At 57.0% G+C, this 19,116-nt stretch carries 19 protein-coding genes; 12 read left to right on the top strand and 7 right to left on the bottom strand.

Features of this window, described 5'->3' with window-relative positions:
* Nucleotides 1–104: 104 nt before the first annotated feature.
* Nucleotides 105–1,025, bottom strand: a complete 921-nt coding sequence (choX, locus tag J2Y56_RS06370) for a choline ABC transporter substrate-binding protein (RefSeq protein ID WP_310349292.1) — start codon at nucleotides 1,023–1,025, stop codon at nucleotides 105–107.
* A gap of 16 nt (nucleotides 1,026–1,041) precedes the next feature.
* Nucleotides 1,042–2,556: a choline-sulfatase gene (betC, locus tag J2Y56_RS06365; RefSeq protein WP_310349288.1), complete on the bottom strand. Its 1,515-nt coding sequence runs from the start codon at nucleotides 2,554–2,556 to the stop codon at nucleotides 1,042–1,044.
* A 114-nt stretch (nucleotides 2,557–2,670) separates the two neighbouring features.
* Here betC and J2Y56_RS06360 point away from each other — a divergent pair, with 114 nt between their 5' ends.
* Nucleotides 2,671–3,621: a choline sulfate utilization transcriptional regulator gene (locus tag J2Y56_RS06360; RefSeq protein ID WP_007948133.1), complete on the top strand. Its 951-nt coding sequence runs from the start codon at nucleotides 2,671–2,673 to the stop codon at nucleotides 3,619–3,621.
* Here the strand turns inward: J2Y56_RS06360 and J2Y56_RS06355 are convergent.
* On the bottom strand, nucleotides 3,618–4,280 hold the full coding sequence (locus J2Y56_RS06355) for an NAD(P)H-binding protein (protein WP_310349285.1): 663 nt from the start codon (nucleotides 4,278–4,280) through the stop codon (nucleotides 3,618–3,620). The genes J2Y56_RS06360 and J2Y56_RS06355 overlap by 4 nt on opposite strands.
* 84 nt (nucleotides 4,281–4,364) lie before the next feature.
* Here J2Y56_RS06355 and J2Y56_RS06350 point away from each other — a divergent pair, with 84 nt between their 5' ends.
* Nucleotides 4,365–4,691, top strand: coding sequence for a DOPA 4,5-dioxygenase family protein (locus J2Y56_RS06350; protein ID WP_310349282.1), 327 nt, complete (start codon nucleotides 4,365–4,367; stop codon nucleotides 4,689–4,691).
* On the opposite strand, the gene J2Y56_RS06345 is transcribed toward J2Y56_RS06350, so the two are convergent.
* Genes J2Y56_RS06345 through J2Y56_RS06335 form a run of 3 tightly spaced genes read right to left on the bottom strand, consistent with a single transcriptional unit; the run spans nucleotide 4,692 to nucleotide 6,649 of the window.
* Complete coding sequence (locus J2Y56_RS06345) at nucleotides 4,692–5,093, bottom strand: GFA family protein (RefSeq protein ID WP_310349280.1); 402 nt, start codon at nucleotides 5,091–5,093, stop codon at nucleotides 4,692–4,694.
* Nucleotides 5,094–5,123: 30 nt separating this feature from the next.
* Nucleotides 5,124–5,639 (bottom strand): hypothetical protein, encoded by a 516-nt coding sequence (locus J2Y56_RS06340; RefSeq protein WP_310349279.1) that lies wholly within the window; start codon nucleotides 5,637–5,639, stop codon nucleotides 5,124–5,126.
* Nucleotides 5,636–6,649, bottom strand: a complete 1,014-nt coding sequence (locus J2Y56_RS06335) for an AAA family ATPase (protein ID WP_007948141.1) — start codon at nucleotides 6,647–6,649, stop codon at nucleotides 5,636–5,638. Before J2Y56_RS06335 ends, J2Y56_RS06340 begins: the two co-directional genes overlap by 4 nt.
* A 418-nt stretch (nucleotides 6,650–7,067) precedes the next feature.
* On the opposite strand from J2Y56_RS06335, the gene J2Y56_RS06330 reads away from it, so the two are divergent.
* Both J2Y56_RS06330 and J2Y56_RS06325 read left to right on the top strand, forming a co-directional pair.
* The gene (locus tag J2Y56_RS06330) at nucleotides 7,068–8,375 is read left to right on the top strand and encodes a CitMHS family transporter (protein WP_007948144.1); all 1,308 of its coding nucleotides are present in this window, start codon (nucleotides 7,068–7,070) and stop codon (nucleotides 8,373–8,375) included.
* Between the two features lie 84 nt (nucleotides 8,376–8,459).
* Nucleotides 8,460–9,227 carry a TerC family protein gene (locus tag J2Y56_RS06325; RefSeq protein WP_310349275.1) on the top strand — a complete coding sequence of 256 codons (768 nt, stop codon included), beginning with the start codon at nucleotides 8,460–8,462 and terminating at the stop codon, nucleotides 9,225–9,227.
* A 134-nt stretch (nucleotides 9,228–9,361) separates the two neighbouring features.
* On the opposite strand, the gene J2Y56_RS06320 is transcribed toward J2Y56_RS06325, so the two are convergent.
* The gene (locus J2Y56_RS06320; RefSeq protein WP_310333302.1) at nucleotides 9,362–9,649 is read right to left on the bottom strand and encodes a DUF6124 family protein; all 288 of its coding nucleotides are present in this window, start codon (nucleotides 9,647–9,649) and stop codon (nucleotides 9,362–9,364) included.
* 481 nt (nucleotides 9,650–10,130) lie between these two features.
* Between J2Y56_RS06320 and J2Y56_RS06315 the strand changes: the two genes are divergently transcribed.
* The 8 genes from J2Y56_RS06315 to J2Y56_RS06280 all read left to right on the top strand — a co-directional run bounded on the left by J2Y56_RS06315 (nucleotide 10,131) and on the right by J2Y56_RS06280 (nucleotide 19,116).
* A complete protein-coding gene (locus tag J2Y56_RS06315) occupies nucleotides 10,131–10,628 on the top strand; it encodes a PAAR domain-containing protein (protein ID WP_310349272.1) in 498 nt (165 codons plus the stop codon).
* Between the two features lie 18 nt (nucleotides 10,629–10,646).
* On the top strand, nucleotides 10,647–11,804 hold the full coding sequence (locus J2Y56_RS06310) for a DUF2515 family protein (RefSeq protein ID WP_310349269.1): 1,158 nt from the start codon (nucleotides 10,647–10,649) through the stop codon (nucleotides 11,802–11,804).
* Nucleotides 11,801–12,433: a hypothetical protein gene (locus J2Y56_RS06305; protein WP_007948151.1), complete on the top strand. Its 633-nt coding sequence runs from the start codon at nucleotides 11,801–11,803 to the stop codon at nucleotides 12,431–12,433. The genes J2Y56_RS06310 and J2Y56_RS06305 overlap by 4 nt, the downstream gene beginning before the upstream one ends.
* A gap of 229 nt (nucleotides 12,434–12,662) precedes the next feature.
* The gene (locus tag J2Y56_RS06300; protein ID WP_310349265.1) at nucleotides 12,663–14,321 is read left to right on the top strand and encodes a Na/Pi cotransporter family protein; all 1,659 of its coding nucleotides are present in this window, start codon (nucleotides 12,663–12,665) and stop codon (nucleotides 14,319–14,321) included.
* Between the two features lie 157 nt (nucleotides 14,322–14,478).
* The gene (locus J2Y56_RS06295; RefSeq protein WP_310333298.1) at nucleotides 14,479–15,867 is read left to right on the top strand and encodes an insulinase family protein; all 1,389 of its coding nucleotides are present in this window, start codon (nucleotides 14,479–14,481) and stop codon (nucleotides 15,865–15,867) included.
* Between the two features lie 219 nt (nucleotides 15,868–16,086).
* Nucleotides 16,087–17,115, top strand: a complete 1,029-nt coding sequence (locus J2Y56_RS06290) for a DUF5924 family protein (RefSeq protein WP_033049623.1) — start codon at nucleotides 16,087–16,089, stop codon at nucleotides 17,113–17,115.
* Nucleotides 17,116–17,167: 52 nt separating this feature from the next.
* Nucleotides 17,168–18,316 (top strand): ABC transporter permease, encoded by a 1,149-nt coding sequence (locus J2Y56_RS06285; RefSeq protein WP_150779536.1) that lies wholly within the window; start codon nucleotides 17,168–17,170, stop codon nucleotides 18,314–18,316.
* Complete coding sequence (locus tag J2Y56_RS06280; RefSeq protein ID WP_007948157.1) at nucleotides 18,313–19,116, top strand: ABC transporter ATP-binding protein; 804 nt, start codon at nucleotides 18,313–18,315, stop codon at nucleotides 19,114–19,116. Before J2Y56_RS06285 ends, J2Y56_RS06280 begins: the two co-directional genes overlap by 4 nt.

Here is a 19,116-nt window from a genome sequence, read left to right as displayed (position 1 = left end):
ATTGTTCCCAGTGTGGGAGCGAGCCTGCTCGCGATGAGGTCCTGTCAGACACGTTAATGTTGAATGACACACCGCTATCGCGAGCAGGCTTGCTCCCACAGAGATCAGAGCTTGGCTTTGACGGCTGGCAATGCGTCTTTGCCATCTGCGGTCTTCACGCCATCCAGCCATTTATCCAGCACCGCCGGGTTGGCCTTGATCCACGCCTTGGCCGCCTGCGCATTGCTGATTTTCTTGTTCACCACTTCAGACATGATGCTGTTCTCCATGTCCTGGGTGAAACTCAGGTTGGTCAATAGCTTGCCAACGTTCGGACAGGCTTCGGCGTATCCCTTGCGGGTCAAGGTATGAACACTGCCGGTGTCACCGAAATATTTCTCGCCGCCCTTCAGGTAATGCATTTTCAGCTGCACGTTCATCGGGTGCGGGGTCCAGCCGAGGAAGGTGACGAATTTCTGTTTTTTCACCGCGCGAGACACTTCGGCCAGCATTGCCTGCTCGCTGGATTCAACCAGTTTCCACTGGCCCATGTCGAAATCATTCTTCTTGATGATCTCCTGCAACGAAATGTTCGCTGGCGCGCCGGAGCCAATGCCGTAGATTTTCTTGTCGAACTTGTCGGCGAATTTGTTCAGGTCGGCAAAGTCTTGCACCCCCGCGTCCCAGACGTAGTCCGGAACCGCTAGCGTGAACTCGGTGCCGTCGAGGTTCTTGGCTAACTGCGTGACATCACCCGTGGCCACGAACTTGTCGTAGAAGCCCTGCTGCGCCGGCATCCAGTTACCCAGGAACACATCGACCTGCCCATCCTTCAACCCGCCAAAGGTGATCGGCACCGCGAGGGTGTCGACTTTGGCCTTGTAGCCCATGCCATCCAGCAGAAACCCGGTGATGGCGTTAGTCGCGGCGATGTCGCTCCAGCCAGGGTCGGCCATTTTCACCGTCTCGCAGCTTTGATCGGCATAGGCCGACGCGCTGCCCAGAGCCAGAAGCCCGACCGTCAGTACTGTGGATAACCTTTGCATGGACTTCCCCTTAGCATTATTGGTTTTGGCAGGGTTGTGGATAACGTGCTTTGCGCTCCAGATCATCAAGGTCGATGTGGTTGCGCATGTACTGCTGACTGGCGTCCACCAGCGGCTGGTGATCCCAGCTCTTCAGCTTGCCGAGGGTCAACGCATCGGCAACGAAACGCCGGCGCCGCTGGCTGGCGAGCACTTGTTGGTGAATTGCCGGGATGTTCCATTTGGCGCGAGCTTCGCTCAAAAACTCTGCGAAAAGCGCGCAATGTTGCGGCGATTGGCTGAGTTCTTCCAGTTCGCGCGGATCGTTGTGTACGTCGAAGAGCAGGCACGGGTCGTCTTCGCTGTAGATGAATTTGTAAGCGCCGCGACGGATCATCATCAATGGGCTGATAGTGCCTTCGGCCATGTATTCGCCGAACACTTCGTCGTGACCGCCCTGCCCTTGCAGGTGCGAAACCAATGAGCGACCGTCCAGCGGCAAGCCTGGCTCCAGCGCGCCGCCGGCCAGTTCCACAAAGGTGGGCAGCAGGTCGGCGGTGGAAACCGCGGCACTGACGCGCCCTGCTCCGAACTGCCCCGGCGCACTGATCAACAGGGGCACGCGGGCGGCCATTTCGTACCAGTGCATTTTGTACCAGAGCCCACGCTCGCCGAGCATGTCGCCATGGTCGGCGGAGAACACAATGATGGTGTCGTCGATCAGCCCGGTTTCTTCGAGCGTTTGCAGAAGTTTGCCGACGTTACTGTCTATATAGCTGCACGCACCGAAATAGGCGCGGCGCGCGTCACGAATCTTATCCACAGGCAGCGGCTTGTCCCACAGGTCGTAAACCTTGAGCAAACGCTGGGAGTGAGGGTCGAGTTCCGTTTGTGCCTGGGTTTCGGGTAACGGGATGTCGGCATCGTCGTACATGTCCCAGAAAGCCTTGGGGATTGTGTACGGATCGTGTGGGTGGGTCATCGAAACTGTCAGGCAAAACGGCTGGTCGCCGTCCTCGCGGATGTGATCAAACAAATATTGCTGGGCCTTGAACACCACCTCTTCGTCGAAATCCAGCTGGTTGGTGCGAACGCAGGGCCCGGCTTGCAGCACCGATGACATGTTGTGATACCAGGACGGGCGCACATCCGGCTCGTCCCAATTCACCGCCCAACCGTAATCGGCGGGGTAAATGTCGCTGGTCAGGCGTTCTTCGTAGCCATGGAGTTGGTCCGGGCCGCAAAAGTGCATCTTGCCCGACAGCGCGGTGCGGTAGCCGAGGCGACGCAGGTAGTGGGCATAAGTCGGCACGTCGGCGGGGAAATCAGCCGCGTTGTCGTAGGCGCCGATCTTGCTCGGCAACTGTCCGCTGACCAGGGTGAAACGCGACGGCGCGCACAAGGGGCTGTTGCAATACGCGGCATCGAACACCACGCCTTGGGCGGCGAGGCGGCTGAGATTAGGGAGTTTGATCGGCGAAGGACCGTAGAACGGCAACATTGGCGCGGCCATTTGATCGGCCATGATGAAGAGGATGTTCTTGCGCTTCATGTGATCGCGGCATTCCATAGTGAATATTTATGCGAGAGTGCTGCGATCGAGCATGTTACCCAGCCCGTTTGCGGTAAAGCCCATGCCACGCAATGACTAGGATTAGCCCAGCTTATGTATGACGCCCTTGGTGATCTTTCTCTCGACCTGCTGCGTGTCTTTGAAGCGGCAGCCCGTCATCGCAGCTTCACCGCTGCGGCTGTGGAGCTTGGCACCACGCAGCCGGCGGTTAGTCAGCAGATCAAACGGTTGGAGGAGCAACTCGGGACTAGGCTGTTTGATCGCATCTACCGGGGCATCGAATTGACAGAAGCCGGGACTATTCTTTTCGAGCAGGTTCAGCTCGGTTTGCAGAATATCGACGCGGGATTGAGCGCAATCAGCGCGCAGCAGCAACATGAAGTGTTGCAGGTGGCCACCGACTTTGCCTTCGCTGCGTACTGGCTGATGCCCCGTTTGCACCGCTTTCACCAAGCCAATCCGCAAGTCGATGTCAGCCTGGTCACCAGTGAACGCAATCACAACATGTTGCGCACCGATATCGATGTGGCGGTGTTGTTCGGTGACGGACGTTTCAAACAGGGTGAAAGCCATTGGCTGTTTAGCGAAGAAGTGTTTCCGGTCTGCAGTCCGCTACTACTCAAGGATCGACCCCTTCCCCTGCCGGCTCAGTCACTGTTGGAGTTTCCGTTGCTTCATTTAAGGGGCGAACACAGTAGCAACTGGTTTGACTGGAGCGGCGTGTTTCGCGAGTTGGGGATAACGTCGGCCCCGGCACCGGGGCAACTGCGCTTTGACAATTACACGTTGCTGATTCAAGCGGCAATTGGCGGCCAAGGTGTGGCGATTGGCTGGCGGCACCTTGTGGATAACTTGCTGGCGCAGGGTTTGTTATGTCGACCCATCGCGGAGTCCGCAATATCCAGGCTGGGCTATTACGTGGTCTTGCCCCAGCGAAAACGCCGTGGGGTGTTGATTCAACAGTTTGTGGACTGGTTGATGGCCGAGCAAGCCAGCAGTGCACAGTCGCTCAATGGCCTGGCGCTGCCCTCTATCGCTATTTAGGGGGCAGCGGCGATGAAGTTAACGTGTTCGCCAACGTGCAAATTCAGCTTTAGTTCATCGGCAATTCCGACGGCCACGCGGTTCAAGCGTTGAAGCGGTTCGGCCAAACCGGGTTCAAGGCTACTGCTGACATGAATGAAGTGCTCAATCGTCAGGCCGGAAACGCCGCGAGGTGCGTTGACCAACGTCCAGTGCAAGGTACTGTTTTGCAGAGCTTCGCGGATTTCTTCGTCGGCGTGGCGTTGCAATTGATCTTCAATATCCGGATCGTCCAGCAATTCGAAATCACCCACCAGAAACAGCCGCGTAATGCCTGCCGCCTGCATGCCCTCGATCAGCGCATCCACGGCCAGCACTTGCTCGACGCGGCCGGGCACAATGGTTTTTTCCACATGTTCGCTGTTGAACGGCAACCCGGGTGCGTCCAGCAGGCAGATGACAGCCGAGCAACCCGCCACACTTTGTTTAACGCGCTGCGCTTCGAACAGGTCGCCGGTTTTTGTTCGCAGGCCCGGCCGCGGCGCAAGCGCCGTCAGGTCATCGAGAATGGCGATTACTTCATGTTGGCGCCGCAGCATTTCAGCCATCAGCGCACTGCCGAGGCTACTCATGGCACCATAAAGCACCACTTTTACCACGGGGGTTTCGGCGTTTTTCATGGCTGAAGTTCCTTGTTTCCTACGTATATAGCGTGTGACCTGTGGGAAACGGTGAGGGTTCGACCGGGTTTTAGAGGGATTCAGATGCAGCAGATCAAGGGTTATCACGCCCATGTGTATTTCGATGCCAGAACAATCGATCAGGCGCGGGCGTTGTGCGAGCAGGCGGCGCAGTTGTTCCCGCTAAAAATGGGTCGCGTACACGAACGCCCGGTCGGCCCGCACCCGGACTGGAGCTGCCAGCTGGCGTTCACCCCCGAACTTATTGGTGAAGTGCTGCCGTGGCTGGCGCTCAACCGCAAGGGGTTGGTGGTGTTCCTGCACCCCGACACGGGCGACGACTTGCTCGATCACACCGAGCACGCGATCTGGATGGGCGCGATCCGACCGCTGGATCTGTCTGTTTTCTGATCAGATGGTTTCTTGCGCTTCACCGGGTAAATGCTCGTCCAGGTGCAGCCAGGGCAAACGACTGTCGGTCCAGATATGCCGCTCGGCTGGCGCCAGTTCCGGGTGGTCGAGGGTAGCGATGGTCACGTCGATGCTCTCGGGGCTCAGACGGGTCAGCAGCGCCAGCTGGGCGCCACAGTTCGGGCAGAAATAACGCACACAGGTTGAAGAAGAGTTGTACTGCGCAGGTGTGCCTTTCAGCCATTGAAAGGCTGACGCCGGCACGGTGATCCAGGTGGTGACGATTGCGCCGCTGACCCGTCGGCAGATCGAACAATGACAGTGGGCGATGTCGTGCAACGGTCCGCTGAATTGATAGCGCAGATGGCCGCAGTGGCAGCCGCCGGTGTGAATACCCAACATAACAACGCTCCTTTGAGTCAGGAACAGTTATCACACGATCAATCGGTAGTTTCGCGCCTGCTCATCATTGATTACAGCAACTGAATCTGGATCCAACCCTAGTGTTTTCACGATAGTGCCCATTTCTTTAGCCAGGGCGCTTTGCAAAGGCGCCATGTATTGTTTGGGTGCCCCATTGATCACGAGCACGCATTTGAAACCAGCAGCTTGCAAGTCGAACTCTTGAAGAGCTCTTGGAAACTCGTGTATCGCTTCGGGGTGGCGTAGAAGGCGTCCCGCGAAAATGATCTGGATCGCGTTAGTCAGCTTTTCCCGGATTTCTCCCATGTATTGATTCAAGCGTTCTCCTTCCCTGGGTACGCTAGTTTTAGCCTCCACAATCCATACGCTGGCTATATCCCCAGGTTGCGAGCGCAGAAGAACAAACTCAGGAATTTTCAACCCGTCCTGGATTCTTCTATACAAGTCACTCTGCTCAATTCGAAAGCAATTTTCTTGCTGGAAGGGGCCAAACCGCATTTCAGACTCTATAAATTCGATACTCATCCCAGCGCTAACTCCACTTCCTGTTCATACAGCCTAATGGACTCATCGATTATCGGGTTTTCAGGCATTCCGGCCCGAAGGTCGTTGGTTATCCATTGGTCTTCTATTGAGGAAAGCACGGGGATGGATACTTGTTGTCGGCGTGCAGCCAGGTAGAGAGCTTTGACTACAAAATATGAATGGCTTGCGATGAAGAACTGAATACCGCTATCAGCAAGAGACACAATGATGTCGATCAGTTTGGTTATCGCGACCGGGTGCAGAGCAGATTCTGGCTCATCGATGAACACTATCGAGTCTTTGGTCAGATATCGATTACCCAGCAAAGTGTCGAGGATTGCAATTTTCTTGATCCCTTCAGCCGTCGAACCGATCTGAAATTTCTGATTGCCCTTTTTGAACTGCCAGCGATTGGCGCTGCTATCGAACTCTACTTTTCCACCGAACATGTCTTCCAGGCTCTCCCGGGCCTTTGCGAAATGAGCGTGGTTCTTTCCTTTTGTCGGTAAAAGCCGCAGGGCTTTAGCCAAGTCGTAGTAGGTATCGTCGAAACCAAAGTCTTTATCCACATCACGGCTTTTCAAAATGATGTGCTGAAGCGAAAGCACTTCCTTAGGAGGAAGAAATATAGAGTTGCTGCCTCTTGGTGGGACGTGATTTTCCAGAGACGCAATGTTCTTGGTCGTATCTTTGCCGAACCCGTAACGAAATTCGCGTGAGTCGACTTTGACTTTGCAGCCCAAAGGACCATCTGCACTTTTTGTTACCAGGTCGCCTATCTTGTCTGCCTGAAACGTCCAGTAGAGCTTATCTGTCAGAATTTCTGCGGCGGAACGCTGTTCATTTCCGCGCTGGTACTCCTCAAGCGTGCGCATCGTGCAATACAACGCCTTGAGCAAAAATGTCTTGCCGCTGCTGTTTGCTCCAATGATCAGATTCAAGTTTGAGAGCTTGCTCCAGCGGATTCTTCGTAAAGGACCGAAATTGTCTAATTCAACGCTGTTGAGCATTGGTTGGGGCTCCTCTCAAACTGTGCAGTGGGGCGCAAGCCTAGCATTGCGACTCCCGTCCATACAGCCAGAAGCAAGGCCTTTCAGAAATGACGGAAGAGTCTTACGACTCTCCGTGTTCAACTTCTTTCTTTTTGCCTGAAACTGATCATGCCTCTTGTCAGAGCTTTCACCAGCGAAAGCTTGCTGAAAGCTTCCCCGATTAGGATCGCCCCCACTGCCGGCAACAGACCGGTTGGCCAGTGCCAGCGTTTTATCGCTCGCACAGCCCATTAAACAACAACAATGGTGATTCTGATGTCCTCTGCTACCCGCCGCTTTGCTGTTACTCCGACCGTACGTCTCGTGCCTCCCGTTCTGCGCTGACCCCATCCGGTTCGCCCATTTCCCCTAGCCGCGCTACGCCTGGAGTATTCCCATGCTGACTTTCCTTGGCTTTGCCATGGTCATCACGTTCATGTTCCTGATCATGACCAAGCGCCTGTCCGCGCTGATCGCCTTGATCATCATCCCGATCCTCTTTGCCCTGTTCGGTGGTTTTGCGGGGAAAATCGGCCCAATGATGCTCGAAGGCATCACCAAGCTCGCGCCGACCGGTGTGATGCTGATGTTCGCCATTCTGTACTTCGCCCTGATGATCGACTCCGGCCTGTTTGACCCGGCAGTGCGCAAGATCCTCAAACTGGTCAAGGGCGACCCGTTGAAAGTGTCGGTCGGCACCGCCGTACTGGCGCTTGTCGTGTCCCTTGATGGGGACGGCGCGACCACTTATATGATCTGCGTGGCCGCCATGCTGCCGCTCTACAGCCGCATCGGCATGAGCCCGCGGATCATGGCCGGTCTGATCATCCTCGCCGGGGGCGTGATGAACATGACCCCATGGGGTGGCCCGACCGCTCGTGCGGCCAGCGCACTGCATGTGGACCCATCCGATATTTTCGTACCGATGATTCCAGCGATGCTGGCCGGTGTGCTGGCGATCCTGGCGATTGCTTACTTCTACGGTAAGCGCGAGCGTGCGCGTCTGGGTGAATTGCACCTGATCGGCGATGAAATCGACCACAGCGAAATCACCGTTTCGCAGTTCCCTGACGCTCGTCGTCCGAAGTTGATCTGGTTCAACGGCTTCCTGACCCTGGCCCTGATGTGCACGCTGGTCGCCGGCCTGTTGCCGCTGCCGGTACTGTTCATGGTGGCGTTCAGTATCGCGATGATCGTCAACTATCCTTGCCTGCAAATGCAGAAGGATCGCGTTGCAGCCCACGCCGGTAGCGTTCTGTCGGTGGTCGGCCTGATCTTTGCCGCCGGTATCTTCACCGGTATCCTGACCGGCACCGGCATGGTCGACGCGATGTCCAAAAGCCTGTTGGCGGTCATCCCGGATTTCCTCGGCCCGTACCTGGCTGTGATCACGGCGTTGGTGAGCATGCCGTTCACGTTTTTCATGTCGAACGACGCATTTTATTACGGCGTGTTACCAGTTCTTGCCGAAGCCGCCAGTCATTACGGTATAACCGCAGTTGAAATGGCACGTGCCTCGATCGTCGGTCAGCCCGTCCACTTGTTGAGCCCGCTGGTACCATCGACCTACTTGTTGGTGGCGCTGGCCGGCATTGAATTCGGTGACCATCAGCGGTTTACCTTGAAGTGGGCAGTACTGGTCTGCTTGTGCATACTGTTCGCAGCATTGCTGATGGGGATTTTTCCGCTGTTCAGCACTCTATAACCAACGACTCACCATGACGGGTCCGGTCTTCGCAGTTCGAAGTCCGGGCCTTTCGTGGTTTAACACTCGCTCAAAGGAAAAAACATGGAATGGCTGACCAACCCTGAAATCTGGGTTGCCTTCTTTACCCTGACCGCCCTGGAAATCGTCCTGGGCATCGATAACATCATCATGATTTCGATCCTGGTCAGCCGCATGCCCAAGCACATGCAGGCGCGCACCCGGATTTTCGGTCTGGCACTGGCCATGATCACGCGGATCCTGTTGCTGCTGTCGATCACCTGGGTCATGCGCCTCACGGCGGACCTGTTCGTAGTGTTCGGCCAAGGCATTTCCGGGCGCGACCTGATCCTGTTCTTCGGTGGTCTGTTCCTGTTGTGGAAGAGCTCGCAAGAGATGTACCACGCGCTGGAAGGGGAAGACGAAACCAACGAAGAGCCGAGCGGCAAGGGCGGCAACTTCCTCTACACCATCGTGCAGATCGCGATCATCGACATCGTGTTCTCGCTGGACTCGGTCATCACCGCTGTCGGCATGGTCTCCCATGTACCGGTCATGGTCGCCGCGATCGTCGTTGCCGTACTGGTGATGATGTGGGCGTCCGGCACCATCAGCGAGTTCATCGACAAGCACCCTTCCCTGAAGATGCTGGCGCTGTCGTTCCTGCTGATCGTCGGTACCGTGCTGATTGCCGAATCCCTGGACTTCCACGTGCCAAAAGGCTACGTCTACTTCGCCATGGCGTTCTCGCTGGCGGTTGAAGCGATCAACATCAGAATGCGCACTGCCATCGCGAAAAAGAAGAAACAGCAAGATCCGGTGAAACTGCGCAAGGACATTCCGGGGCAATAACCCCGGCGTCTACGCAAAACCTGTGGGAGCGAGCTTGCTCGCGATGAGGCCATCAGATTCAACATTTTCGTTGACTGACAGGCCGCCATCGCGAGCAAGATCGCTCCCACATTTTTTTGCGCAAGGTTTAAGGATTAGTGGCTGACCGGTGGATCGAGGTTATCCAGCACTCGATTCACCGCCAACTCCCCAAGCATGATCACCTGCTGAATGCCCAGCAGAGTGTTGCGTTGCGGGCCCTCCAGAAACCCGGCGAAATCACTGGCCATGACGCTGGCTGACGCCAATGATTCGCAGGCGTGAGCGAGCAGGGTTTCGTTATCGACCTTGGGGTCTATGAGGAAGATGGTGCTGGGTTTGCGCGGCGGGAAGTCGTGGGGAACCGGATCGGTGTCCGGTGGGTTGGGCGTTACCTTGAACATAGATAGAACTCCAGTACTGGTTACGTGGAGCCATCACACTCGCTACCAAACGAAGGTGGTGGCCATACACAGGTTGGTAGACCGGAGTACTGGAACCGGCGCCCCCGAAAGGACCCTGCGCATGGCCACCCTAAAGCTACGAACTCAAAAAGCGTCCGCAGGAAGTGGCTATGCGCCAGAACTCCGGGCTACCAAACCCGATCACTGTTTTTCAGCGACCGGGAAACGATAGGGGCCAGGTTCAAGGCGCACAAGCCGGCGGATTCTGGCGTAGCCGTAGGCAACTACGCAAGGCGTTGTAGCCTGCGAGAAGTAACTCGGGATGTTTTTAAACACGACTCCCGGCGCTCGAAAATTTAAGCGTTTTCCTACAGCTAATCCGTGTGGTGCTTGATACGGTCGGCCTTCAAAAGGTTGACGCACAAGCCCCCGGTGGTTAGCGTCCCCCGCTCGCTTCAAACGACAATGACAAGGAATTCATATGTCTGGAAAACCGGCTGCACGCGTCACGGACCCGACCACCTGCCCGCTTCCGGGCCATGGCACCAACCCCATCGCCAGCGGCTCCCCCGACGTGTTTTTCAATGGCCTCGCCGCGGCGAGAGTCGGCGACCAATGCACCTGTGGCCAGGCACTCAGCGGCAATTTCTCTTCAACGGTGTTCATCAACGGCCTGAACGCCATGACCCTCGATGGCACCACGAGCCACGGCGGCGTGATCATCGGCGGCTCCGGCGATGTCATCATCGGCAGCACTCACACCTCCGCGCCCTTCACTCCACCCCTGCCGATCATTGGCCAGCCCGTCGTGGAATTCAAAGCCGTCAGCGCCGGCAATGGCGAACCGATTGCCGAACAAGACTACGAAATCGAAACAGCCGAAGGCCGCATCGTCAAAGGCCAGACCAACGCCCAAGGTATGACCCAAAGCGTCGCCACGCTAAAACCCGACCTCGCCGTCGTTCGCTGGACCGTCTAAGCCTCAAGGAAGAATCAAATGACCGGACAATGCATCGCGCCAGCCGACCTGGACATGAAAAAACTCTGGGACAGCACCTGCGAACTGCCCGCCTGCAAACGCGAAACCACCACGGGCGGCCCCATCCCCAAGACCCGCGTCGAAGTGCCGTTGCTGACGTGTAATTGCCTGTGGCGCAGGTTTCAGAAAGAAGCCGAAGAATGGGTTGCACCGGGTGGCGTGCTGATTGCCGACCCACAAGCCCGCAACCGTAAGATCAACGCCGCGTATGCGCAGTTGTGGCTGGCGGATAACCGGTTTCAGTGGGCGGGGTTGGCGGCGTTTGCTTCGAAGCAGGTGGGGTGTGGATTGATTCATGCCTCCACGCTAGATCAGAGAATCGAAGCGGAGAAAAAAGCTTACCGAACGTTAAAAGACAGTCAGTCAAAGGACTTGTATGAACGCGTAGTGGTGAACAAATTGCGTTCGGATCCTGAGCTTTGGAACCAGTGGGATCAGGCCAAGCAGCAGAACCCGGTTCCCCTTACGAGTGATCCACTATCAGGCGAAGCGATTGCATTTCTTCAAGAAGAATTGCAATACGTTCATGAAATGCTAGCGCTTGGAAACACTGCCCTTTTCCTGGATGTGTATCCACTACACCGGTTTTTCATGGTGCGAGGATTCAAGGAAATGGAGAAGTGTCTGCCCGACCGCAGCAGGCTAAAAAATGAAGTACTTTGGCCCATTGCAGATAAAGTTGAATTTGGAACTAATCACTTCGAAATATCCCAAACATTCGCCTCGATCAATGAAGGCGATGTTAGCGGCAGTGTCAGGGCTATGGCACGGCACGAACAGTTGAATATCCTTCAACCTGCAATGTATGACATAGCGCATTTCGCGCTGATAATGAGAGGAACTCAAGCTGGCGACGTTGCCTCCGTTGTCACCGGATTATTTTCGGGACTACCAGAAGAAATTCAACTAACCCTGGCAAGTCAGTGCAAAGCACCTGACGACCGGAAAGTTGCTTTTAGTAGTAATCCAATCGCTGATCTGGCAGACAAAAATCAACGTATGGAGTTCGTGTTGCGAGCGGCAACACAATTCGACAATTTACTCAAAAATCCAGCCACTCTCGCTCAAGTAAAAATTTCCATTACGGAAATTGCCAATGGGAGAGGAGTCAAATGAGGCGCAAATTAATTTTGAGTCTTGTGGCTGTAATGTGTTTGTTTTTGCTTGCTTATGTCATCCATGAGCAACCATCTGTGGATACAATTTCCGTTCATATCGGAAAGTCCTATAAAGATGTAGAGCGTGACTCGACATTTCCAGTCAGGGCTAAAACGGCAATCTATCCAAGTGAACCACCCGAAGTTGATTCCACTTGGATCAGCAGTCCAGTGATTGTCAAATTTGATGATCCCAAATACGGTTTCACTTTGCCCCCAACGAAATTCGGTGCTGTCGGTTACAACAATGAAAAGGTATCAACTATTACTACTTCTCCGATGTTGGATACGTTGCGGTTTGATCAGTTGATTCCCTTGCTTAATCATTTACAAGAGATGTTTAAGAGTTCCGGTTGGGTGCCACGGGATAGCGATGATCATGCGTGGCTTATGGTAAGTAACGAAGATGACAGAAATACTCTACAGAGCCTGTTATTCGATCAGGTTGTTGTCGTGATGCTGCTGGTTCCCCATAAGTACGGTCTTGCCCTCAACGTCAAATGCTACGCTCGCTGCGATGAGCGCGATCCGAAGACGGCGAAGTATCTGATCGATGTCAGCGTGGGAGCGGATTACTACAGCGAATGAAAAGTCGCTCCAAGGCTTGCCGCCGTTGCTGGCAATACCGCCATCGCGAGCAAGCTAGCTCCCACAAGGGAGGCGCTGTTTTCATGACAGTTCTGTTTCATTCACGTCACTAGCTGTGCAATGCTGGCGTCCAGACCATTAGCCAACTACAGCTTAAGTACAGAACGTAGAAAAAAGCGCAGTACCGTCAACTTGCCCCTTTGGGGCGCGACCACCACAGGGGGCCTTTATGCTCACCCTGCTCAATTTGTTATCGGCCGTGGCCTTGTTGATCTGGGGCACGCACATCGTCCGAACCGGCATCCTGCGGGTTTACGGCACCAACCTGCGCCATGTGATTGGCCGGAACATGTCCAAGCGCTGGCTGGCGTTTGTCGCCGGGATCGTGGTGACGGCGATGGTCCAGAGCAGTAACGCCACCGCCATGCTCGTCACCTCGTTTGTCGGTCAGGGCCTGATGGCGTTGACCCCGGCCCTGGCGACCATGCTCGGCGCCGACGTCGGTACGGCGTTGATGGCGCGGGTGCTGACGTTCGATTTGTCCTGGCTGTCGCCCTTGTTGATCTTTGTCGGGGTGATTCTCTTCCTGTCGCGCAAACAGACCCGGGTCGGGCAGATGGGGCGAGTGTGTATCGGCCTGGGCCTGATCATTCTGGCGCTGCAACTGATTGTCGAAGCCGCCGGGCCGATCACCCATGCGCAAGGGGTGAAGGTGATCTTCGCCTCGCTGACCGGCGACATCCTGCTCGATGCCCTGATAGGGGCGCTGTTCGCGATGGTCTCCTACTCCAGTCTCGCGGCCGTCCTGCTGACCGCGACCCTGGCCGGGGCCAATGTGATCAGTCTGCCAGTGGCCATTGGCCTGGTGATTGGCGCCAACATTGGCAGTGGCATCCTCGCGTTCCTCAGCACTAGCATGCAAAACGCCGCGGGCCGCCAGGTCGCGCTCGGTAGCCTGTTGTACAAGCTGATCGGTTTGCTGCTGATCATCCCGGTGCTCGACCCGCTGGTGCACTGGATGGATAGCCTGGATTTCAGCCCTCAGGAAATGGTGATTGGCTTCCACCTGCTCTACAACACCGCGCGTTGTTTGATCCTGCTGCCGAGTGTCGGGGTAATGGCCAGGTTGTGCGCCTGGCTGTTGCCGGAGCGACCTGAAGTCAACGGAATGGCCAAAGCCCGGCACCTCGACCCGACAGCGCTGGTCACGCCGAGCCTGGCGTTGGCCAATGCGGCCCGGGAAACCCTGCGCATGGGCGATCTGATCGACAACATGCTCGAAGCGATGCTCGATGTGCTGCACGGCAAGCAAACCGCCGTGACCCAGGAAATGCGTCGCCTGACCGATGATGTCGAAGCACTCTACAGCGCGATCAAGCTCTATCTGGCGCAAATGCCCCGCGAGGACCTCAGCGGCCAGGACAGCCACCGTTGGGCGGAAATCATTGAGTTGGCGATCAACCTCAAACTCGCCAGCGACCTGATCGAACGCATGCTGCGCAAGGTGCAGCAGCAGAAAACCGCGCAGCGCCGGTCTTTTTCCCAGGTTGGGCTGGAAGAGTTGGCCGGGCTGCACAGTCAGTTAATCTCCAACCTGCGCCTGGGATTGTCTGTGTTTTTGAGTTCCGACAAGGACAGTGCCCGTCAGTTGTTGCGAGAAAAGCGTCGCTTTCGCGCACAGGAACGGCGTCTGGCTCATGCCCATGTCAGCCGGTTGCAACGTAAGATTGTGCAAAGTCTGGAAACCAGTTCGTTGCACCTGGAGTTGATTGCCGACATGAAACGTCTGAATTCGCTGTTCTGCAGCAGCGCGTATGCAGTGCTGGAAACGTCGGACACCGGGGCACTGGCTGTCGACGATTTGGCGGACATCACGCATTCGCCTTGAACGTCTGGCAGTGTAGTCAGTCAGTAACTTGAGTTCCGGTTCAAAAGCATCGCGAGCAGGCTTGCTCCCACCGCAAAACCAACGTGGGAGCGAGCCTGCTCGCGATGGCTGCCCGGAAAGCAACACGGATCGCCAATCAGCCGTATGGAAACCTGTTATGCGTTGTCTGCTGTTCGCCTGTTTGTTTCTTGGCTCATTTCCTTTGTTTGCCCTGGATCGCTTTCAGGTCGAGGGATATACGCTGCCCAATGGCCTGCAATTGCTGCTCAAACCGGGCACCGAGCGCGGGCATGTGGCGATTCGTCTGGTGATTGGCGTTGGCCTGGATGATTTCAGCTGCGAGGACAAAGAGCTGCCGCATCTGCTCGAACACCTGCTGTTCAGCGGTATCGACGCCACCGGTGAAGGTGGCCTGGAAGAGCGCATGCAGGCGCTGGGGGGTGAATGGAATGCTTTCACCAGCAATGCCGACACGACCTTCGTCATCGAAGCGCCAGCGAAAAACCAGCGCAAGGTCCTCGACCTGTTGCTGGCGCTGCTGTCCCAGACCCGCATCGACGACAACGCCATCAAGGCCGCCAAGCAAGTGGTCGAGCGCGAAGACGGCGGGCATTACACACGCTTGCAACGCTGGCTGGATCGCCAGGACCTTGGCCACACGGCGAGCAATCAACTGGCCGTGGAGTTGGGCCTCAAATGCCCGGAGCGCGCCGAAGTCGATCACCTGACCCGCGAACAATTGGAAAAGGTGCGCAAGCTCTGGTACGCGCCCAACAACATGACCCTGATCGTGGTCGGTGACCTCGAGCGGTTGCTCCCGGCCTATCTGGAGCGGGCCTGGGGTGAGCTTGAGGCGGTCGACCCAAGCGACCACCTGCCTCTGCCAGAAATCCAGACCAGTGCTGCCCATGAGCGCACGCTCAGTAGCGGTTTCGTCGGCGGGGGGGCCAAGTTGCATTGGTTGGTGCCAGAGCCGGTGATGGAGGATCAGCACGACGAAACGTTCGATCTGCTCAAGGACTATCTGGACTGGGCGCTTTATCGCCAGATGCGCCTGGTCCACAGTTTGTCTTATGGCCCCTCGGCTGAGCGCGAGTTGTTTGGCGGTGTGGGTTTCATGAGCCTGAACGCCGACCTTGAGCGCGATGATGTGCCGCAGGCTGAACAGGTCCTTGAGGAGTTGAAAGCCCAATTGCTCAAGGACGGTCTCGACGCCGACACCTTCAACCGCCTGAAACAGGCCGCTATTGCCCGTCAGGCCTGGGCGGTGCAAGGCAATAGCGCGTTGGCCGATTATTACTGGAGTGCCCTTGGGGAGTACGAGGGCGGACGTTTCACCAACCCGGCCAGGGAACTGCAAGGCGTGACACTGGAGGAAGCCAACAAGGCATTGCGCGAATTGCTGCTGCAACCGGGGTATTTGCGGATCGAGAAGCCGTTGATGGGGGATGACCAGTTGATTTGGACGATTGTCGGGGTGTTTGGGTTACTGCTGCTCGGACTATTGGGCTGGCGCCTCCACCGAAGGACACCACCACCTGTGTAGCAGCTGCCGAAGGCTGCGTTCGGCTGCGAAGCAGTCGTCAAACCATTCATCAAGGTGTATCTGGAACATCTGACATAACGGATTGCGCCTGCTGCGCAGTCGAACGCAGCCTTCGGCAGCTGCTACAAAGGCTCCTGGGCCGGACTGTGGGCCTCGCCACGCAGCCCCCCGGCGGGTAACCTGTCGAGGAAATTTCCTACGATGAATGTGAACCGCCGAATGCCGATCCTGACCCAATACTTCCAGCGCATTCTGGAATTGATGAAGCGCTACCCTGGGGTCATTGCACTCGGTGGTTTCATCTCCGGTGTCGGCAGCTTCATCCTGGTGGATCGCCAACAAGGCCTGGCGACCTGGATCACCATCATCATGGTGCTCAGCTGGGTCTGGCTGATGCTGGAAAACAGCTTAACCAAGCTGTTCGCAAAAATCTTCAAGCGCGAAATTCCCCAGCCACTGCTGCGTTACGCCACGCAGATGATCCACCAGGAAAGCCTGTTCTTCGTCCTGCCGTTCTTTTTCATCACCACCACCTGGAACAGCGGCCAATTGTTCTTCACCGGGCTGTTAGGTATTGCGGCACTGATCTCCATCATCGATCCGCTCTACTACAAATGGCTGGCACCTCGGCGCTGGGCGTTCCTGGCGTTGCATACCCTGACGTTGTTTGCTGCGTTGCTGACCGCCCTGCCCGTCATCATGCACCTCACCACGTCCCAGAGTTTCAAACTGGCGCTGGGTACCGCCGTGCTGCTGTCGTTCCCGAGCCTGGCGTCGATCTTCCCGATCCGTACGGTGCGCAACGCCTTGGCGATCCTGAGCATCACGTTGGGGGTCGGCGCCCTCGGTTGGGTCTTGCGTTCGTGGGTGCCACCGGCGACCTTGTGGATGACTGACGTGGCGATCAGCACGCAAATGCAGGACCGCACACCGGGTGCCAGCCTGGAGGAAGTCACGGCCGAGCAGATTCGTGGTGGCGGGTTGTACGCCTACACCGCAATCAACGCCCCGCGCGGTCTGGATGAGCGGATTTATCACGTGTGGCAGTTCAACGGCAAAGAGGTCGACCGCATCCCGCTGGACATCCACGGTGGGCGCAAGGAAGGCTACCGCGCCTGGACGCACAAGCAGAATTTCCCGGGCAACCCGGTGGGTAAATGGCAGGTCCGGGTGTTGACCGAGGATGGCCAGGTCATCGGCGTGCTGCGCTTCAAGGTCATGGACAGCACATCGACCAAAGAAAAGTAGCGCGGTTCGTGCTATTACGTAGCTCTGCATAGACTGAACAAGCACGGAGCTTATGAGCAGCAGCACAATGGCCGGCAATGCCCAACTGGATGCCTCTCACTCCCCTGCGCAGTTGCGGGTGACGGGTGACTGGACGCTTGCCCATTACGCCGATCTCAAGCGCTTGTGCGAAAAACTTCGCGGCCAATACGACGACGACACCCACATTGACCTCAACAGTCTCGGCGCCCTCGACACCGCCGGTGCCTCGCTGTTGGTAGAGCTGCTGGGCCCCGAGCGCCTGGGGCGATCCGCCGAACACCCCGATTGCACCCTGACCAGCGCCGATCGCGCGCTGCTGCAGACCATCTACAGCTCAATGACCAATTTCTGTGTGCCGGTAAAGGAGCCGGAAATCAGCGTCAGTATTCAATTGCTGACCCGAATTGGCGTCGCGGTAGATGCGGTCTGGCAGGACACCCTGCAACTGCTGGGCTTCGTCGGTCTGATTCTGGAAACCATCGTTCGCGGCCTGTTCCAGCCCAAGCGTTGGCGCATCACGCCGATGGTGGCGCACATCGAACAAACCGGCCTTGATGCCGCCCCCATCGTCGCCCTGCTGACTTTTTTGGTGGGCGCTGTGGTGGCGTTTCTCGGGGCGACGGTATTGGCCAATTTCGGCGCCACAATATTCACCGTGGACCTGGTGGCCTTTTCCTTCCTGCGTGAATTCGCTGTGTTGCTGACGGCAATCCTGATGGCCGGGCGCACCGCCAGTGCGTTCACCGCGCAGATCGGCTCAATGAAGGCCAACGAAGAAATCGACGCCATCCGCACCTTGGGCCTCGACCCGATGGAATTGCTCGTGGTGCCGCGCGTCCTGGCCCTGCTGGTGGCGCTGCCGATGCTGACCTTTCTGGCAATGCTCTCGGGGATTATTGGCGGCGGCGTGGTCTGTGCGGTGTCGCTGGATATTTCGCCGGCGATGTTCCTGTCGCTGCTGCAATCGGACATTGGGGTTCAGCATTTTCTGGTGGGGATCGTCAAAGCCCCGGTTTTCGCCTTCCTGATCGCCTCGATTGGCTGTCTCGAAGGTTTCAAAGTCAGCGGCAGCGCCGAGTCTGTCGGTGCACACACCACGTCCAGCGTGGTCCAGTCGATATTCGTGGTGATCGTGCTCGACGCCGTGGCCGCGCTGTTTTTCATGGAGATGGGCTGGTGAGTCGTTTACCCCGAGCGCCTTCCGAGGCAGTGATCGAAGTCCGTGGGCTGTGCAATCGCTTCGGCAGTCAAAGCGTGCACGAAAACCTCGATCTCGATCTGTACAAAGGTGAAATTCTTGCCGTGGTCGGCGGTTCCGGCAGCGGTAAATCGGTGCTGCTGCGCAGCATTATCGGCTTGCGTCAGCCCAGTGAAGGGGTGGTAAAGGTCTTCGGTAAAAACCTGCCGACCTTGTCTGAACATGAGCGTTCGATGGTTGAACGGCGTTTTGGTGTGCTGTTCCAGCAAGGCGCCCTCTTCACTTCGCTGACCGTGACCGAAAACGTTGCCCTGCCCTTGATCGAACACGCCGGCCTGAACCGTGAAGATGCCGAACATCTGGCCGCGGTCAAACTGGCGCTGGCCGGGTTGCCGCTGTCGGCTGCCGACAAGTACCCCGCTGCGCTGTCTGGCGGCATGATCAAGCGAGCGGCGCTGGCCCGTGCGCTGGCGCTGGACCCGGACATCCTGTTTCTCGACGAGCCCACCGCCGGCCTCGACCCGATTGGTGCGGCGGCGTTCGATCAATTGATCCTGACGCTGCGCGATGCGCTGGGCCTGAGTGTTTTTCTGGTGACCCACGACCTCGACACGCTCTACACCATCACCGACCGGGTGGCGGTGCTGGCGCAGAAAAAAGTGCTGGTGGCGGACGCCATCGACAAGGTCTCGGAAACCGACGACCCGTGGATCCACGAATACTTCCATGGCCCTCGCGGCCGCGCGGCTTTGACGGCCGCTCAACAGCTTAACGAGGTCTGA

Source organism: Pseudomonas sp. BE134 (assembly GCF_031456105.1).
Lineage (GTDB): Bacteria > Pseudomonadota > Gammaproteobacteria > Pseudomonadales > Pseudomonadaceae > Aquipseudomonas.
This window is presented reverse-complemented; position numbering and strand designations above follow the sequence as displayed.

Excerpts from the sequence above, each read along its gene's own strand:
- J2Y56_RS06310 (WP_310349269.1), top strand. The coding sequence starts at position 10,647 with ATGACCGGACAATGCATCGCGCCAGCCGACCTGGACATGAAAAAACTC.
- J2Y56_RS06290 (WP_033049623.1), top strand. The coding sequence starts at position 16,087 with ATGCCGATCCTGACCCAATACTTCCAGCGCATTCTGGAATTGATGAAG.
- J2Y56_RS06320 (WP_310333302.1), bottom strand. The coding sequence starts at position 9,649 with ATGTTCAAGGTAACGCCCAACCCACCGGACACCGATCCGGTTCCCCAC.
- J2Y56_RS06340 (WP_310349279.1), bottom strand. The coding sequence starts at position 5,639 with ATGAGTATCGAATTTATAGAGTCTGAAATGCGGTTTGGCCCCTTCCAG.
- J2Y56_RS06360 (WP_007948133.1), top strand. The coding sequence starts at position 2,671 with ATGTATGACGCCCTTGGTGATCTTTCTCTCGACCTGCTGCGTGTCTTT.
- J2Y56_RS06285 (WP_150779536.1), top strand. The coding sequence starts at position 17,168 with ATGAGCAGCAGCACAATGGCCGGCAATGCCCAACTGGATGCCTCTCAC.
- J2Y56_RS06355 (WP_310349285.1), bottom strand. The coding sequence starts at position 4,280 with ATGAAAAACGCCGAAACCCCCGTGGTAAAAGTGGTGCTTTATGGTGCC.
- J2Y56_RS06330 (WP_007948144.1), top strand. The coding sequence starts at position 7,068 with ATGCTGACTTTCCTTGGCTTTGCCATGGTCATCACGTTCATGTTCCTG.
- J2Y56_RS06335 (WP_007948141.1), bottom strand. The coding sequence starts at position 6,649 with ATGCTCAACAGCGTTGAATTAGACAATTTCGGTCCTTTACGAAGAATC.
- J2Y56_RS06350 (WP_310349282.1), top strand. The coding sequence starts at position 4,365 with ATGCAGCAGATCAAGGGTTATCACGCCCATGTGTATTTCGATGCCAGA.
- betC (WP_310349288.1), bottom strand. The coding sequence starts at position 2,556 with ATGAAGCGCAAGAACATCCTCTTCATCATGGCCGATCAAATGGCCGCG.
- J2Y56_RS06305 (WP_007948151.1), top strand. The coding sequence starts at position 11,801 with ATGAGGCGCAAATTAATTTTGAGTCTTGTGGCTGTAATGTGTTTGTTT.
- J2Y56_RS06325 (WP_310349275.1), top strand. The coding sequence starts at position 8,460 with ATGGAATGGCTGACCAACCCTGAAATCTGGGTTGCCTTCTTTACCCTG.
- J2Y56_RS06315 (WP_310349272.1), top strand. The coding sequence starts at position 10,131 with ATGTCTGGAAAACCGGCTGCACGCGTCACGGACCCGACCACCTGCCCG.
- J2Y56_RS06295 (WP_310333298.1), top strand. The coding sequence starts at position 14,479 with ATGCGTTGTCTGCTGTTCGCCTGTTTGTTTCTTGGCTCATTTCCTTTG.
- choX (WP_310349292.1), bottom strand. The coding sequence starts at position 1,025 with ATGCAAAGGTTATCCACAGTACTGACGGTCGGGCTTCTGGCTCTGGGC.
- J2Y56_RS06300 (WP_310349265.1), top strand. The coding sequence starts at position 12,663 with ATGCTCACCCTGCTCAATTTGTTATCGGCCGTGGCCTTGTTGATCTGG.
- J2Y56_RS06345 (WP_310349280.1), bottom strand. The coding sequence starts at position 5,093 with ATGTTGGGTATTCACACCGGCGGCTGCCACTGCGGCCATCTGCGCTAT.